12 protein-coding genes and 1 tRNA gene are annotated in these 14,757 nt (G+C 56.8%); 7 read left to right on the top strand and 6 right to left on the bottom strand.

What is annotated here, in order from left to right:
* Positions 1 to 126 precede the first annotated feature (126 nt).
* From QP990_RS04325 to QP990_RS04315, 3 genes are read left to right on the top strand one after another with little or no spacing between them, the layout of a single operon-like run.
* Complete coding sequence (locus tag QP990_RS04325) at positions 127 to 837, top strand: ECF transporter S component (RefSeq protein WP_239206865.1); 711 nt, start codon at positions 127 to 129, stop codon at positions 835 to 837.
* Positions 837 to 1,529: an energy-coupling factor transporter transmembrane component T gene (locus QP990_RS04320; RefSeq protein ID WP_284798523.1), complete on the top strand. Its 693-nt coding sequence runs from the start codon at positions 837 to 839 to the stop codon at positions 1,527 to 1,529. Before QP990_RS04325 ends, QP990_RS04320 begins: the two co-directional genes overlap by 1 nt.
* The gene (locus QP990_RS04315; RefSeq protein ID WP_023021525.1) at positions 1,520 to 2,656 is read left to right on the top strand and encodes a hypothetical protein; all 1,137 of its coding nucleotides are present in this window, start codon (positions 1,520 to 1,522) and stop codon (positions 2,654 to 2,656) included. The genes QP990_RS04320 and QP990_RS04315 overlap by 10 nt, the downstream gene beginning before the upstream one ends.
* A 74-nt stretch (positions 2,657 to 2,730) precedes the next feature.
* Here QP990_RS04315 and QP990_RS04310 read toward each other — a convergent pair whose 3' ends face one another.
* Together QP990_RS04310 and can are read right to left on the bottom strand one after the other, a co-directional pair.
* Positions 2,731 to 3,306, bottom strand: coding sequence for a TetR/AcrR family transcriptional regulator (locus tag QP990_RS04310; protein ID WP_023021526.1), 576 nt, complete (start codon positions 3,304 to 3,306; stop codon positions 2,731 to 2,733).
* A gap of 190 nt (positions 3,307 to 3,496) precedes the next feature.
* Positions 3,497 to 6,310 carry an aconitate hydratase gene (can, locus tag QP990_RS04305; RefSeq protein WP_023021527.1) on the bottom strand — a complete coding sequence of 938 codons (2,814 nt, stop codon included), beginning with the start codon at positions 6,308 to 6,310 and terminating at the stop codon, positions 3,497 to 3,499.
* 327 nt (positions 6,311 to 6,637) lie between these two features.
* On the opposite strand from can, the gene QP990_RS04300 reads away from it, so the two are divergent.
* The 3 genes from QP990_RS04300 (at position 6,638) to QP990_RS04290 (ending at position 11,389) form a co-directional block, all read left to right on the top strand.
* Entirely contained in the window at positions 6,638 to 7,111 is a 474-nt protein-coding gene (locus QP990_RS04300; protein WP_023021529.1) for a DUF6676 family protein, read from the top strand.
* Positions 7,112 to 8,829: 1,718 nt separating this feature from the next.
* Positions 8,830 to 10,284: an NlpC/P60 family protein gene (locus QP990_RS04295; protein WP_239208367.1), complete on the top strand. Its 1,455-nt coding sequence runs from the start codon at positions 8,830 to 8,832 to the stop codon at positions 10,282 to 10,284.
* A gap of 31 nt (positions 10,285 to 10,315) precedes the next feature.
* Positions 10,316 to 11,389, top strand: coding sequence for a ferrochelatase (locus tag QP990_RS04290; RefSeq protein ID WP_023021531.1), 1,074 nt, complete (start codon positions 10,316 to 10,318; stop codon positions 11,387 to 11,389).
* Here the strand turns inward: QP990_RS04290 and QP990_RS04285 are convergent.
* Complete coding sequence (locus QP990_RS04285; RefSeq protein WP_023021532.1) at positions 11,386 to 12,159, bottom strand: hypothetical protein; 774 nt, start codon at positions 12,157 to 12,159, stop codon at positions 11,386 to 11,388. The genes QP990_RS04290 and QP990_RS04285 overlap by 4 nt on opposite strands.
* 33 nt (positions 12,160 to 12,192) lie before the next feature.
* Here QP990_RS04285 and QP990_RS04280 point away from each other — a divergent pair, with 33 nt between their 5' ends.
* On the top strand, positions 12,193 to 13,032 hold the full coding sequence (locus QP990_RS04280) for a DUF3097 domain-containing protein (protein WP_034655356.1): 840 nt from the start codon (positions 12,193 to 12,195) through the stop codon (positions 13,030 to 13,032).
* Here the strand turns inward: QP990_RS04280 and QP990_RS04275 are convergent.
* The 3 genes from QP990_RS04275 to QP990_RS04265 form a co-directional block, all read right to left on the bottom strand.
* Positions 13,029 to 13,607 carry a hypothetical protein gene (locus QP990_RS04275; RefSeq protein WP_023021534.1) on the bottom strand — a complete coding sequence of 193 codons (579 nt, stop codon included), beginning with the start codon at positions 13,605 to 13,607 and terminating at the stop codon, positions 13,029 to 13,031. The genes QP990_RS04280 and QP990_RS04275 overlap by 4 nt on opposite strands.
* Before the next feature lie 54 nt (positions 13,608 to 13,661).
* Positions 13,662 to 14,378 (bottom strand): TVP38/TMEM64 family protein, encoded by a 717-nt coding sequence (locus QP990_RS04270; protein ID WP_284798522.1) that lies wholly within the window; start codon positions 14,376 to 14,378, stop codon positions 13,662 to 13,664.
* Positions 14,379 to 14,454: 76 nt separating this feature from the next.
* Positions 14,455 to 14,540: transfer RNA gene (locus QP990_RS04265), tRNA-Leu, on the bottom strand.
* Between the last annotated feature and the right edge of the window lie 217 nt (positions 14,541 to 14,757).

Here is a 14,757-nt window from a genome sequence, read left to right as displayed (position 1 = left end):
TCGCTTTCCGAGGTGACATAGGAAAGCAGCACCATCCGCGGTCGGCGTTTTTCTATGCCCTTTTTCTATTTATGGATTTGGACTTTTATTGTGTCACAGCTTTCTCTCACCCCCGCCCGCAAGGCCATGGTCATCGCGGGTGCATTAATCGTTGCCGCGACTTGGATTTACCTGGTGCTTTTGCGCCCCACGGACTGGCATTCTGTTGCTGGTTCGACTGAAGCGCTCGTTACCCTGAGCGGCTATCTTATCGGCGCCGCGCTCCTGCTTGCTGGCACCGTGCCGGCTTTACCAGCGCGAACCATCGCCATCATCCCGGTGGCGCTGGTCCTTAATATTGTCGTTGGTGAAATCATTGGTTCAATCGGCATCCCTCTCTATATCGATTCCGTGGGAACTATCCTGGTAGCCGCGCTTGCCGGGCCCATTGCTGGCCTGGCTACCGGCACGCTGTCTTCTGTCGTGTGGGGCTTGCTCAACCCCGCTGCTTTGCCTTTCGCTGCAGTGTCCGCCGCCACGGGATTCCTCTCCGGATTCGTCATCAAGAAGGGTGCATTTACCAAGGTATGGTGGGTTATTCTCAGTGGCGCCGTTATCGGCATTGTCTCCGGCATGCTCGCCGCCCCTGTCGCTGCCTTTGTTTATGGCGGTACCGCGGGTCTTGGTACGGGCGCGGTTGTCTCGCTCTTTCGCGAGCTGGGCAATTCCCTTATCGCCTCGGTTACCCTGCAGTCCTTCATCTCAGATCCCCTGGATAAAGCGCTGGTTTTCCTTATCGTCTGGGCAGCGGTAAAAGCTTTGCCGCAACGCACCCGTGAATCGCTGCAACCACGCTGATGAGCCGCCTCCATCCTGCCACCGTAGTCACCATTGCGGCCTGCGGCTGGCTTCTTACCTTGGCGCTGAACACCCCAGTGGCGTCGGCAAGCGTCATGCTCGTTGCCCTTGCCAGCGGCACTGTATCTACCCGCAACGCCTCCGTGATTTTGACTACGATTGCACTGAGCGTGCCCGCGGCCCTTTCCATGCTGGTCATTCACGCTCCCTACGGGGACACCCCAGTTGCGCCTTTGCTTACTGCCGACGGCCTGATGCTCGCCGGTAGCCTCAGCCTCCGCTTCTGTGCGCTCATGGCCTGCTTCATCGCAGCAATGGCGGCGCTGCGCATCGCGGATATCGCCAAATGGCTGCAAATCTCCTGCGCCGGACACAAGATGGCGTATGTGGTTGGTTCCTCCCTACAGACCTTGCCCCAAGGCGCGCATGCCTGGCGATGCGTCCGTGAAGCCAACCAATTAGCCGGAATCACCATAACCTGGCGCAATACCATCTCTCGCGTCATTATTCCTGTCATCGCTCGCCTCCTCATCCAAGGAACTCAACGCGGCCAAGCCCTGGCCGCCATCGGGTTCGACCAGGAAGGGAAACGCAGCTTATTGCGGCCCGTTGCCGATTCCAGGTTGTCCCGAGTCTTACGCTTCCTTATCCCGCTAGTGTGCCTTGCGGTGGTGATTGCTAGATGGATCTAGCCCACCTTCGCCCCACCCCTGGGACCATCGTTCAGGTTCTCGTCGATCCTGATAAAGCAGTGGAAGATGTTGCGGCGCAGCTAGCGGAATCTCTGTCCACCGCAGCAATCATCGGCACGGATGCTTCCGCACAAATTAGTTTCCTGCGCGAGTCCTGCATTGAAGAAGTAGTACTAGGCCTGGAAAACGCGGGTGTGCCTGCGGAGGAGATGCAAGTCCGCGGGGACCATATGCTTAGCGCAGTGGGCCTTTCGGCCTACTGTGAACATGACCCCGCGCAGCTGTCTGGCGGCCAAACTCGCAGATTAGCCGCAGCCTGTGTGGCCATCCGCGAGCCTGCGATCATGATCATTTGTGAACCCGCAGCTGGCCTCGATTCAGAGTCGCGCGCACAAGTGATTAACCTTCTGCAGGCAATGCCGCATACCTGCGTTATTGCCGTCTCGAGTACTACCTGGCCAGAGCTAGGCGGAGAAATCATAGGAACAGAACCACTCGTAGCACCCCTCAACCTGCCGCGGGTATATGCGCGCGGGCGGCAGGGGAGCATAGGCCCGCTAATTGCCCAGCGAGGACCAAAGAAGAAAAGGTGGTGGCAATTTTCCCAGCCCACCGGAACAACTTTTAGCGTCGGCCCCGTAGAAATCCCCACCGTGGAAGCCGGGGTGACATGGTTGCGCGGCAATAATGGTAGCGGTAAAACGTCGCTCTTGCGCGCCGCCGCCGGGCTTGATGGCGGGGGAGTTGTACGAAATCTTCCCGCCCTTGCTATGCAGTCGCCGTTTGACCAGGCGGCATTTTCCACAGTGGAGGAATTTGTACCCAATGAAGCTTTGCGCAACCTGCTGGGATTAAATCCTGCTGATCATCCCTTAGATTTGTCATCATCACGCCTGCGGCTTGCGCAAGTGGCCCACGTTATTGGGCAGCACCGCCAGAAGGTGCTGCTCGACGAGCCAGATACCTTGCTTTCCGCCGCGGACCGATGGCTTATGCACCAACTAATCCACTACGGATTACAGTCCGGCAGTGCCTTAGTGGTTACTTGCCATGATCCGCAGTTTGTGGCGGAAATATCGACCTACGCCCAAGTCACGGAAAAGAAATTACCGTCACCGCACCGCTGAGCACATGCGAAAAGCTCCCGGCTATTGCGCGTTTCAAGTAACAAGCAGCCGGGAGCAGGACTGTTCAGACGGGATTAAGACAGATCCGCCTGACCGCCACGGATAGATTGCTCTACTAAGTCAAGGACTTTTTCCAGCTCTGCGGTTTCGCCCAAGGCGAGCCGGTTGATGAACCCATCCATAAACACCTCTAGATAGATAGCCAAGGTGTCGATATTAACATCATCGCGCAGGCGGCCCTTGTCCGCATTGGACGCCAAGCGTGCGCGCACGGCCTCGCCACGAACCGACTGGTTTTCCTTCCACCTAGCGGCGAAGGAAGGATCAGTGCGGAGGAGGGAAGTGATTTCCAAGCGAGTGGCTAGCCAATCGTGACGCTCAGGATGCTGGAGCATCTCACGCATAACCTCAACCAAGCCATTGTGGGCTACGACCTCGGCCTGACGGGCGGCATCTTCTTGCGCCAATGCAAGAAAGAGAGACTCTTTGTCACCGAAGTGGTGAAAGATTGCGCCGCGGGACTTGCCCGTTGCCTGTTCTAGTAGACGAACTGTAGCTCCCTCGTACCCGTGCTCTGCAAAACACCGGCGAGCGCCTACGAGAATGTCGTGCCGACGGCGGCTGAGTTCAGATTCGCTGACGATTGGCATAGTAGGCAACTCTCCTTAATGGGGAACGTCTAAAGAATAATAAATCAGTAATTTTGAATAAGAATAAAATCTATGCGACGAAACGCGGGGCCGCAGCGCCCTCTACTGGGGAGGGCGGTGCAACCCCGCGTTATCGACCGAACCTAGGCCCTTAGCCCCTTCAGGGGCTTAAGGATTGTGCGAAAAGCGCCTAGCTCTTGACCATCTGGCGCAGGACGTACTGCAGGATGCCGCCGTGGCGGAAGTAGTCAGCCTCACCCGGGGTGTCAATGCGGACGTCAGCGTCAAACTCGACGGTGTCGCCGGACTCCTTGGTGGCGGTGACGTGGACTGTCTTCGGGATGGAGCCTTCATTGAAGGCGGTGATGCCCTCAATATCGAAGGTTTCAGTGCCATCCAGCCCCAAGGACTCGTGGGACTCGCCCTGTGGGAACTGCAGTGGGATAACGCCCATGCCGATCAGGTTGGAACGGTGGATGCGCTCGAAGGACTCAGTGATTACAGCCTTTACGCCAAGCAGGTTGGTGCCCTTTGCAGCCCAGTCACGGGAGGAACCAGTGCCGTACTCCTTACCAGCGATGACTACCAGTGGAATGCCGGCTTCCTTGTAGTTCTGGCAAGCATCGAAGATGAAGGCCTGTGGGCCGCCTTCCTGGGTAAAGTCACGGGTGTAGCCACCAGTGACATCGACCAGCTGGTTAGCCAGGCGAATATTCGCAAAGGTACCGCGCATCATGACCTCGTGGTTACCACGGCGAGAGCCCAGGGAGTTGTAGTCCTTGCGTGCAACGCCGTTTTCATCAAGGTACTGCGCAGCCGGGGTGCCCGGCTTAATAGCGGAAGCAGGGGAGATGTGGTCGGTGGTGACGGAGTCACCCAGCTTCGCAAGAACGCGAGCGCCCTTGATGTCCTCAACCGGGTTTGGCTCGGTAGGCATGCCATCGAAGTAAGGAGCCTTGCGGATGTAGGTGGAATCCTCATCCCACTTGAAGGTCTCACCTTCCGGCACGTCCAAGTTGCGCCAAGCCTCGTCGCCCTTAAAGACGTCGGCGTAGTCAGCCTCGTACATCTCGCGGGAGATAGCGGACTGAATGGTGTCCTCAATCTCCTGCGGGGATGGCCAGATGTCCTTCAGGTAGACATCGTTGCCTTCCATATCCTGACCCAGTGGCTGTGCATCAAAGTCAAAGTCCATGGTGCCGGCAATGGCGTAGGCGATGACCATGATTGGGGAGGCCAAGTAGTTCATCTTGACGTCTGGGGAGATACGACCCTCGAAGTTGCGGTTACCGGAAAGAACCGCGGTGGCAGCTAGGTCATTCTCATTGATGGCTGCAGATACCTCATCCGGCAATGGGCCGGAGTTACCGATACAGGTGGTGCAACCGAAGCCGGAGAGGTAGAAGCCCATTGCCTCGAGGTCCTTCCAGAGGTCTGCACGCTGGAAGTAACCATCAACAACCTGGGAACCAGGGGCACAGATGGTCTTAACCCACGGCTTGGACTGGAGGCCCTTTTCTGCTGCCTTGCGGGCAATAAGACCTGCGCCCACCATCACGGATGGGTTGGAGGTGTTCGTGCAGGAGGTGATGGAGGCGATAGCGACCATGCCGTGGTCCAAGGTGAACTCGCCACCATTCTGGGACTCAACGGTAATCGGGTTGGAGTGACGGCCCTTTGCACCAATAGCGGAGGACTCGCCGTGGCCCTCGCGGGCCTTATTCAAACCGCCGGTGACGTCCTCCAATTCCGGAGCGCCGCCTTCTGCGGACATGCGCTTTGCCTCAACAGAGGTTTCATCGACGCAAACCTCGTCGGTGGTGTAGTTAGCCAAATCCTTGCGGAACTGCTCCTTGGCCTCGGTCAGCAGGATACGGTCCTGCGGGCGCTTTGGACCAGCAATGGAAGGAACAACGGTGGACAGGTCCAGCTCGAGGTACTCGGAGTACTTTGCCTCCGGGGCATCCTCTTCCAGCCACATTCCCTGCGCCTTGGCGTATGCTTCAACGCGGTCGATCTGCTCCTGTGGGCGGCCGGTGAGCTCGAGGTACTTGGTGGTCTCCTCATCAATTGGGAAGATCGCCGCGGTGGAACCGAACTCAGGGGACATGTTGCCGATGGTGGCGCGGTTAGCCAGCGGAACGGACTTGACGCCGTTGCCGTAGAACTCTACGAACTTCTGGACAACGCCGTGCTCGCGCAGCATCTCAGTGATGGTAAGTACAACGTCGGTTGCGGTAACACCGGTTGGAATCTCGCCGGTCAGCTTGAAGCCAACGACCTTCGGGATGAGCATGGATACCGGCTGGCCGAGCATCGCAGCCTCTGCCTCGATGCCGCCGACGCCCCAGCCAAGAATACCTAGGCCGTTTTCCATGGTGGTGTGGGAGTCGGTACCGATACAGGTATCAGGGTAAGCAAGGCCCTCGTTGTCGAATACAACGCGGGACAGGTACTCGATATTTACCTGGTGGACGATGCCGGTTCCTGGAGGTACAACGCGGAAGTTGGAGAAGTTCTCAGCACCCCAGCGAAGGAACTGGTAGCGCTCTTCGTTGCGCTGGTACTCAATTTCGACGTTCTTTTCCAGTGCATCGGTGGAGCCAAAGGCCTCAACGATGACGGAGTGGTCAATAACCATCTCGGCTGGGTTGAGCGGGTTGACCTGATCCGGGGTACCACCCAAGGCAGAGACCGCCTCACGCATGGTGGCAAGGTCAACAACGCAAGGAACGCCGGTGAAGTCCTGCATGAGCACGCGTGCTGGGGTGAACTGGATTTCGGTGTCTGGCTCCGCTTCCGGGTCCCAGTTTGCCAGGGCGTTGATGTGGTCCTTGGTTACGTTCTTGCCGTCCTCATTGCGCAGCAGGTTCTCTGCTAGCACCTTGAGGGAGTAAGGCAACTTCTCCAAGCCGGAGACGGTGTTGATGTCAAAGTAGTCATAAGACTTGCCGTTGACGTCAAGGGTCTTCTTGGCCTCGAAGGAGTTCAAGCTTTCAGTCACAGGGAGCTCCATTCCTTGTTGATAAACAGTGTGTTCTGTTTGGTACTCGTCGTCTGTCGTTACCGCGGGGCGGTGCTCTGCGTCTTCGGTCACTAATGTGACAGGACGCGACCATGGGGCCCGCAGTGCTGAAGGCGACAAAGAACGCGATGGTTCACCTAGATATTGTAGAGGCTAAAACCTTCGGTCGCTGCCATTGTAACAGTACAAGCGTTCTGTTTCACCTTTTCGGGAAAACCGGCGAGTTGAGGAGTTGGGTCGCTTCTAGCTGCCCGTATCTTGGGGGAGAAGTAGTTTAGGGGCCCTATATATAAGGAAGGGATTCGCATGGTTCCCGCAGGGGTAGATATATCTGACTTGGCGAATCAGCTCAAAGAGGATGGGGTGGCCTATACGGCCGCGGCGCTTAGCCACAATGCCACACTCAATGCGGATGTGAGCAAGGGGTTGCGGGACGGCGACGGCGTGGCCGTAGTTGATGTAATCGATGTTCGGACCCCCGACGTCCGCGACATTGCCCAAGAGCTTCAAGATGCCACGGGGTTGAACACGGTCATTGTCCAGACCCCACAACATGTCTCTTCGGTTAGTGATACTTATAGTCGAGCCGATATTGAGTCAGTACAGGCGCAACTGCCGCCCGGGCTTGACCAGGTGGACCTTCTGACTAAGTACTACGGAGGACTAGACCAAATCAGCTTCCCGGTGGCAACAGTCGTGGGAGCGGTTGCTGTGATTGCTGTGCTTGTCTTGGTTAGCTCTTTTATGGTGGCAAGCCGACGCAAGTCTGAAGGGCTGTAAGCGGACCCCAGGGGTATGAAAGGCAGGGCGCCTCGACATTGAGCGCTGGATCCGAGATTCCAAGTAACGCCTCTTGAACAAGGTGGAGACTGTAGGAAAATAGGTTTGTTCGAAAAAGTTTTAGATAAGTAGCTGAAACTTTTGCGAACCGTTTTAGGAGGAAAGTAATTTACGTAAAGACCACCAGGGGGTGGGGTAGAGGTGCCGGGCGGCGATGAACAAGTTGCTGTCTCGTTTATCCGTAGGAGTGCTGAAGGCGTCTAAAATTGGGTGCCGAAGCAGGGCCCGTATCCGATGACAAAACGATTAGGGGTGTCGGTGAAAGGTACGGGAAGGGCAGGGGAGGGGCAAAGTAAACCCTTAGGGGTTGACTCGGGGTAGGGGAGTGGTCGGTTTGCTTCCATACTGTCCACAGGGGCCGGTTTGAAGCGTGTGTCCATCCAGGTGCCGTGTGATTAAAATCACAATAACGGGATGGTAACAAAATCATTGCAGGTTAGGTGCTCATGTTGAGTCATGTGAATTAACTTGACTCACGTGAATTGCGGGAAAATTGTGCGAAGCGGGCGTGTCGTGACGTAAGGTTCGGATGTCGACTCAGGGGACATTTCTTGCTTCCTGGGTTCATGGGCTTAGCCTTGACTGTCACGAGAGAACTCGCACGGGTATGTGGGGAAGCACGCCTCGAGCGAATGATGGAACATCGAGTGGCCGTTCTTGGAAGTCAATGAACCGGGCTCCATCGAAAGAGGTTGGGGATGCAAGTTAAAAACTTGAGCGATTGCAATGTTCGAAAAAATTAAACATCAACCCACCTTCCGTTTATGAGGTGAGACGGGTTCATTAGAACTCCACCGTGTGGAACTTTTGGTGCGAATCTTTCGATAGGGCAGAGCGCGAAGCTCAGAGCCACGAAAGGGGTGCACGGATAGGTCCATAGGGTTTTGGGTCTAGGAACTCCTGTTCACTCCGCCAGGGCCAGCTTCGTGTGGCCTGTTCATGGTTTGTGGCTGCTTGCCCTCGACGGCTCAGGATTGTTAAGGGGCTAGACCTTTTAACAAAGTCAGCCGGCGCCGCGGCGAGTCATGCCAGAACCCGTAGAGCAGTTCTCACGGCGCTCAGTGCAATAGAACGTGATCGGGGCATGCGGAATCTTGGGTTGTAAAACGCATCCTGGAACGTATGTCGCAAATATCGCGAACGAGAATGTGGACTTCGCAGTCATGGGAATTTCTGCTGTGAACATGTGAACAAAGGATATGTGTAGACCTTTTGCGCCAGCCTGTTGATTTTGGGCGAGTAGGCTTTTAATCAATTCAGCCGGATCCAAAGGTGTCTGATTTTCGCTGTTGTGGGGAAACAGTAGCGATTTAAGGCAGTCGGCTGGAAAGCGATAATGGCCAGGTTTTCCAGTTACAGCACGAAAAGTCCCTGGACTGTTGGGTGGTCCATAGAAACAACACGCCCGGAGTGAAGTCTCAGCCAATTGAGGCAGTCCATAACCATTTACCCCTCTAGTGTCTACGGGCGCTTGAGAATAGCTTCGCGTACCTATCTTTATCGTCTCGAGGCGATTTTCTAGTTACCCCGGTTAGACATGCGATAACGCCTGCGTTTGTGCGAAATAGGCAGGCGGGGAGCCCGGGCATTCCTATGCGCGGAAGCGGTGATGGGCACTTCTTAAAGGAACTGTGTGGGTCCAATCTAGGAGTATTTCAGTGGCCACCATTCGCCTTCCGCGCATTCGACATGTTCGCGCTTTCCTTGCTGCGGTAGTAGGTACCGCAGCCGTATCAACTCTTTCTACCGTAGCGCCAGCAGGCGCCGATGATTCACCGGCGGACAATGCTGGTGTAATCCAAGCACACGACTCAGAGCGTGCGGCAATTGACCGCGCGGTTAACAACGCAGACTCTTTGCAGGGGGCTGTTGAGGCTTCGCGTGCAGAGCTAAGTCGAGCGGAAGCTGATGTCGCTGAAGCCGAGGATCGTATCGCTCGGATCCAGAGCCAAATGGAACAAGTTAGCGACGATCCAGGGGCGAATGAAGAGTACCTTGCTAGCCTGCAGGGCGAGTTGGATCAGGCAGACAAAGACAAGCGAGACGCCGAGAATCGTGTGGTGCAAGAGCGTCGAGAGTTAGCACAAGATGAGGCTCGACTGAACGCTACCCAACGGTTTGCGGAGGCAACTTTTGCTCGCCAGCAGGGAGCGGAATCCCAGGAGGCAAACGAAAGCGGTCTTCAGCTCTCTCAGCAGGACACGCTTGATACCGGCCTAAATCCAGTTAATGAGCTTGACAATCAAAAGGCTTCCGACGCCGCGACGGTCAACCCTGAAAACTTGACCGAAGAAATCAAGTCAGAAAACTTTACCGATGAGGTTGTTGGGGAGGGGGTCCCGCAGGTTTCTGCTGGCCCGAACGCGTCCAATAATTCGGAAGAGCGAGGCGCTATCAACCAGGGTGGTACCGCTCCGGAAGCTGAATTTGGAAACGCCCTCAATCAGGGTGCTACCCCGAGGTTTCAGAACGTCGACTTCGCAACTGGGTCCTCTGTAGATGATGCGCTCGGACTTGCGAATGATATCGCTGCTGCAGTTGATGAGGACGATGTGCGCACCCTCATGCAGGGCTCATCTGACTTGCTTGGATTGGGAAGCCCGAACACTGCACCCGCTGCTAGCGCTGATGCGCCTGAGGTGGACGAGGTGACGGAGTCTGACGATGCTATTGCGGGCGCAGATGCTGGGCGTGATGCTCAGATTGAGGCCGTCATTTCCCGTGCTGAATCTCAGGTTGGTGTGCCTTATGTTTGGGGCGGCGGCGATAACAATGGTCCTACCGGTGGGCTCCGAGATGGCGGAGTGGCTGACTCTTTCGGTGATTTCAACCAGTCGGGCTTCGATTGCTCTGGCCTCGTAAAGTACGCCTACGCGGCAGCTGGCCTGGACCTGCCTCACTACACTGGCGCACAGTACCAGCAGGGCAAGAAGGTTCCTCGCGACAACGCGAAGCGCGGTGACCTTATCTTCTACGGTCCTGGTGGCAACCAGCACGTAGCTATCTACCTAGGTGACGGCCAAATGATTGAGGCGCCACAGTCTGGTCAGACTGTTTCAGTAGTTCCAGTTCGCTGGGGTGGCGCTACTCCCGACGTCGTGCGCCTTCTCTAATCTCCAACTTTTGGTTGGTATTGTTTAGGGCATGACTGACGCACAACAGAATGCCCAAAACTTCGACGCCCTCCTCGTCCTTTCTTTCGGTGGCCCGGAAGGAAACGAGGAGGTCGTTCCGTTTTTGGAGAACGTTACCCGTGGTCGAGGCATTCCTCGCGAACGGCTTGAAGTAGTGGGTGAGCACTATTATCACTTCGGAGGCGTAAGTCCGCTCAATGCGCTCAACCGTGAAATTATCGAACATGTCCAAGGTGAGCTGAAAAAACGCGGACATAATCTACCGGTTTATTTCGGCAACCGGAATTGGCATCCCTTTGCCAACGAGACCGCAGAACAGATGTCTCGGGACGGTATCCGTAAAGTAGCTGTGTTTGCCACCTCCGCATGGGGTGGGTACTCCGCGTGCCGGCAATATGACGAAGATATTCAGCGCATGCGCGAACATCTCGCGCAGCAAGGCCTGCCGGAGATTGAATTTACGAAGATTCGTCAATTCTTTGATCATCCGAAATTTGTGGCCGAAATGGCCACTGCCGTAACGGAGGTCTGGGAACAAGTTTCAGCTGATAAGAAGCGGACTACCCGGCTTTTGTTCACCGCGCATTCTGTCCCGGTTGCGCACGATAACGTTGGCGGCGCGGAAGGCGATAAAAACCTCTACTCCCGCCAGGTGGCCGAGGCGGCGCGGTTGGTGGCGTTGCAGGCCGGTATTTCCGATTATGACCTTGTATGGCAGTCACGCTCAGGCAATCCACGCACTCCGTGGCTAGAGCCCGACATTGTTGATCACACCACTGAGATTCACCACAACGAAGGCGTCGACACGGTTGTGGTTTGCCCAATTGGTTTCATCTCCGACCATATGGAGGTTATTTGGGATCTCGATTCCGAGCTGCAGAAGGCGGCCGAGGATATGGGGGTCAGGGTCGTGCGTACCCGTACTGCAGGCCCGACCCCTCGGTTTGCAGAAATGGTGGTTGACCTTATAGAAGAGCTGGAGCATGGCCGCGAGAAGGAAACCAGCGGGCAGGTGACCGTGCAAGGGTGCACGCTCAATGGTGCGCCGTGTGCCGCGGGATGTTGCGATATTTGGTCTCTTTAACGCGCGAACTCCCCGAGTGCATAGGCAACGCCCGTCATGCGGGCCTGCCGGATGTGGCGCCACAAGCGGAGTAACTGCGGGTCAAGGCTGTGATCGTTGATGCGGTCGGTAACCGTTTCGATGATCGCGGCCACTCGGTCGGCGCGGGTGAAGAGTTTGGCTGCTCGGGCCGGCGTTGATTGGGGAAGGCCGGGGGTGTCATAAAAGTCGCTTAAAGTTCCCACGGTGAGGCGGGGGGTGGGCAGCGCTTCAGTGCTATACCCAGTTGCGGCGATAAGGTCAGCGGATTCATTGGTTGCTTGAGCAAGCAGTGCGTCGGCTTCCCCAGGGCTCAGCCAGGCGGGGGCGGGGAGCTGTTGCTTTTCGACGATCACCTGCCACGCGGTGTGGCTGTGGTGGATATGAGGTATGAGGACTAAGTTGCGCGTGGGATTATTGGTGCGAACTATGATTGCTCCGGCGGAACTTTGGATAGCTGCGTGATAGGACTCCGATCCTGCGGGTAGGGCAGGGGGCTCTCCCGGCCCGGAAAGCGCGAGGCGTACAACGGGTTCCGCGCGCTCACCGCGCTTCGCGGTAAGTTCAGCGGTCTCTGCGCGCAGCATCGCTAGCACATCGACGAACGGTGCTTCATCCACACTCTCCGGACGCCCGCCCAGTTCTTTAAGAGCATCTAGCAAATCATCGGTGGTTTCGTGTCCCCACAGCCACGAGCCCAGCCAGACAGCGGTGTTTTGTAAAGGTGACCATACTTCGGCGCGCATATCCATGACGAGCCAGTCTAATAGATAGACTAACGGGCCATGAGTTTTGATCCTTATGGCGGAGACATATTTGCTGGCCACTCGCGGTCGAAGCCGCGTCAATATCCTGAGGTGCCAGCTGAGCCCGGAATGGTAGTGGAAGTACGTGGTGACGAATTTGTGGGTGCTGTCATGGGGGTGGATAAGACCGTTTTCGGTGAGGTAGTTCGCCTTGAGGATCGCCACGGTGTGGAACGCGTTTTTAATTTGGTCAAAGGCGGGTTCCTAGTGGAGGGTAAGCCGGTTACGCTTACCCGGTACGTCGAAAAGCAGGCACCCCGCAAGTCCAACTCCGGTTCCCGCCGCGTAGAAAACGTGGAGGCTAAGGTCGCCGCGCCCTCGCGCATTTGGGTGGAAGGTGTCCACGACGCCGCTATTGTGGAAAAGGTGTGGGGCCACGACCTACGCGTGGAAGGCGTAGTGGTGGAATACCTTGAAGGCCTGGACAATTTGGAAGACCGCTTGGCGGAATTTCAGCCCGGACCCGGCCGCAGGGTAGGTGTGTTGGCTGACCACCTCGTTCAAGGTTCCAAGGAAACCCGGTTAACGGAAACCGTGGGAGAGCATGTCCTAGTCACTGGTCATCCATTCATCGATATTTGGGCAGCGGTGAAGCCGCAGCGCGTGGGATTGCGTGCATGGCCAGAAGTACCTTATGGCGAGGACTGGAAGACCGGAATGTGCAGGCGCGTGGGGTGGAGCGACCCTAAGGACGGTTGGCGTCATGTGTATAACGCCGTGCATTCTTTCCGTGACTTAGATTCCAGTCTGATTGGCGCGGTGGAGCGGCTCGTGGACTTCGTTACGACGCCCGAACTGAGCAAGTCTGATTTGCTCTAAGGCTGGGTAAGATTCGCGCGTTCAATCAGGTTGACGGCCAACTGCCATCCAGCCAACTCCGCGCTCCAGCCGGCCGCCTGGAGGCGCTGCGACATGGCTTGTTTAGAAATCCCTAGCTCTTCGGCGGCCTCATTTTGGTTCAGCCCAGCACGCACGAGTGAGGTAGCCTCGCGCCCCTCGATGGTGCGCTTGTGCAAAACATATCCCAGCAGGGCAAAGGTGGCCGCGATATCGCTTGCCTCGGAAGCGCGGCCACGCTTGTTGATCTTGGCGTAGACCTGGCCCATACGGGCGGACTTCCGCAACGCGGCGGTAGCTATTTGGCGTGCCCCCTCCTCATCTTCTTGGTTGCCGGGGCTTATACCGATGCCGATGGCCCAGTCGCCGTCGGCAAGCAAGGCCATGACGACGTCGCAGACGGCCGTTGCTGAATCAACTACGGCGCAAATATCTTCCACGCCAAGCACATGGAACTCTCCAACGCCAGAAAGAGTTGATAGGGCCGACGCAGAACGCTGGACCAACTCTGCACGACGCACGGAGCGGCCCCGGTAGCGGGCGTGGACAGCAAGCATGGAAAACCTCCCTTTAAGAACCTAATGCGGAATAGTCTACCGCTCGAACTTGACTTAAGGGCGAGTGGGAAGTCGCGAGTCCATATAAAGCCCTCCCGCTCCAATCGCAGCGAAAACCACCATAGCGAGGACGATGCCGGGTGAGGTATGTCCGGTGAGGGTATCGCCGAAGAACACGCCCAAAGCCGTAGTAGGAATAGAACCGACAAGGGTGGCCAAGGTGAAGTGGCTGAGCTTTACCGGAGTAAGGGCAGCAACGTAGTTTAGGAGGCTAAACGGGACGCCGGCTACCATCCGGAGGGAAGCGATGGCCAGCCACCCGCGCCGCTCGAGATGCGCGTTGATTGTGAACACTGCGGGATGGGTCAGGTGCGGGCGGATCCAGGCTCCGAGGAGCTTGCGAACGATAAGAAAGGACAACGCCGCTGATACCGTCAAGGCGCACAGGGAAAGCGCGAGTCCCTTCCACGGGCCAAATAATAGTCCTGCGGCTACCGTCCAGAAGGTTCGAGGAAAGGGAAACTGGGTAAATATGACATAACCTAGGGTGAAGATGAAGGGGAACCATGCGCCAAATCGGGTGGAGGCATCACGCAGGCGAGCCACATCCGGCAGGTCGTAGAAATAAAGCACGGCGAGGAGGGCGATTACTGCAGCGAGAACGACTATCCACCGCTGCACGGTCCACCGCTGGATTGAGCGCCAAGCGGACCGAGTGAGCGAAAGCAGGAAGTGGCCGAAATTGCGCACCCAACTCAGAAATGTGGTCATGGGGAAATCGTAGTCCTTGAGGGAGTGCAGGATAGAAAAATCCGGCGGCTACCTCGTGGTAACCGCCGGAAGCCTGTGCCCGAGGGGGGACTTGAACCCCCACGTCCGTTAATAGGACACTAGCACCTCAAGCTAGCGCGTCTGCCATTCCGCCACCCGGGCAGGGTGTTTGTCAGCCTCTCGGCTGGGCACTCCGATACTGTATCTTGCGTGGGGTGTGCTTTACAAATCGCCAGCGTAGGGCGCCGAAAAGTCCATGCGTGAAGGGTGGTGAAATACATGGGTGTAATCCGGCCTAGGCGTCGTACTGGGGTACGACTGTAGTGTGACCATGGCGTGCGGTTACACCACATCGACATCGACTTGTGAGGTGGGGTAC

The organism is Corynebacterium sp. MSK071 (assembly GCF_030232125.1).
GTDB classification, from domain to species: Bacteria; Actinomycetota; Actinomycetes; order Mycobacteriales; family Mycobacteriaceae; genus Corynebacterium; species Corynebacterium kefirresidentii.
Note: the sequence above shows the minus strand (reverse complement) of the source record. Positions and strands in the feature narration are given on the sequence as shown.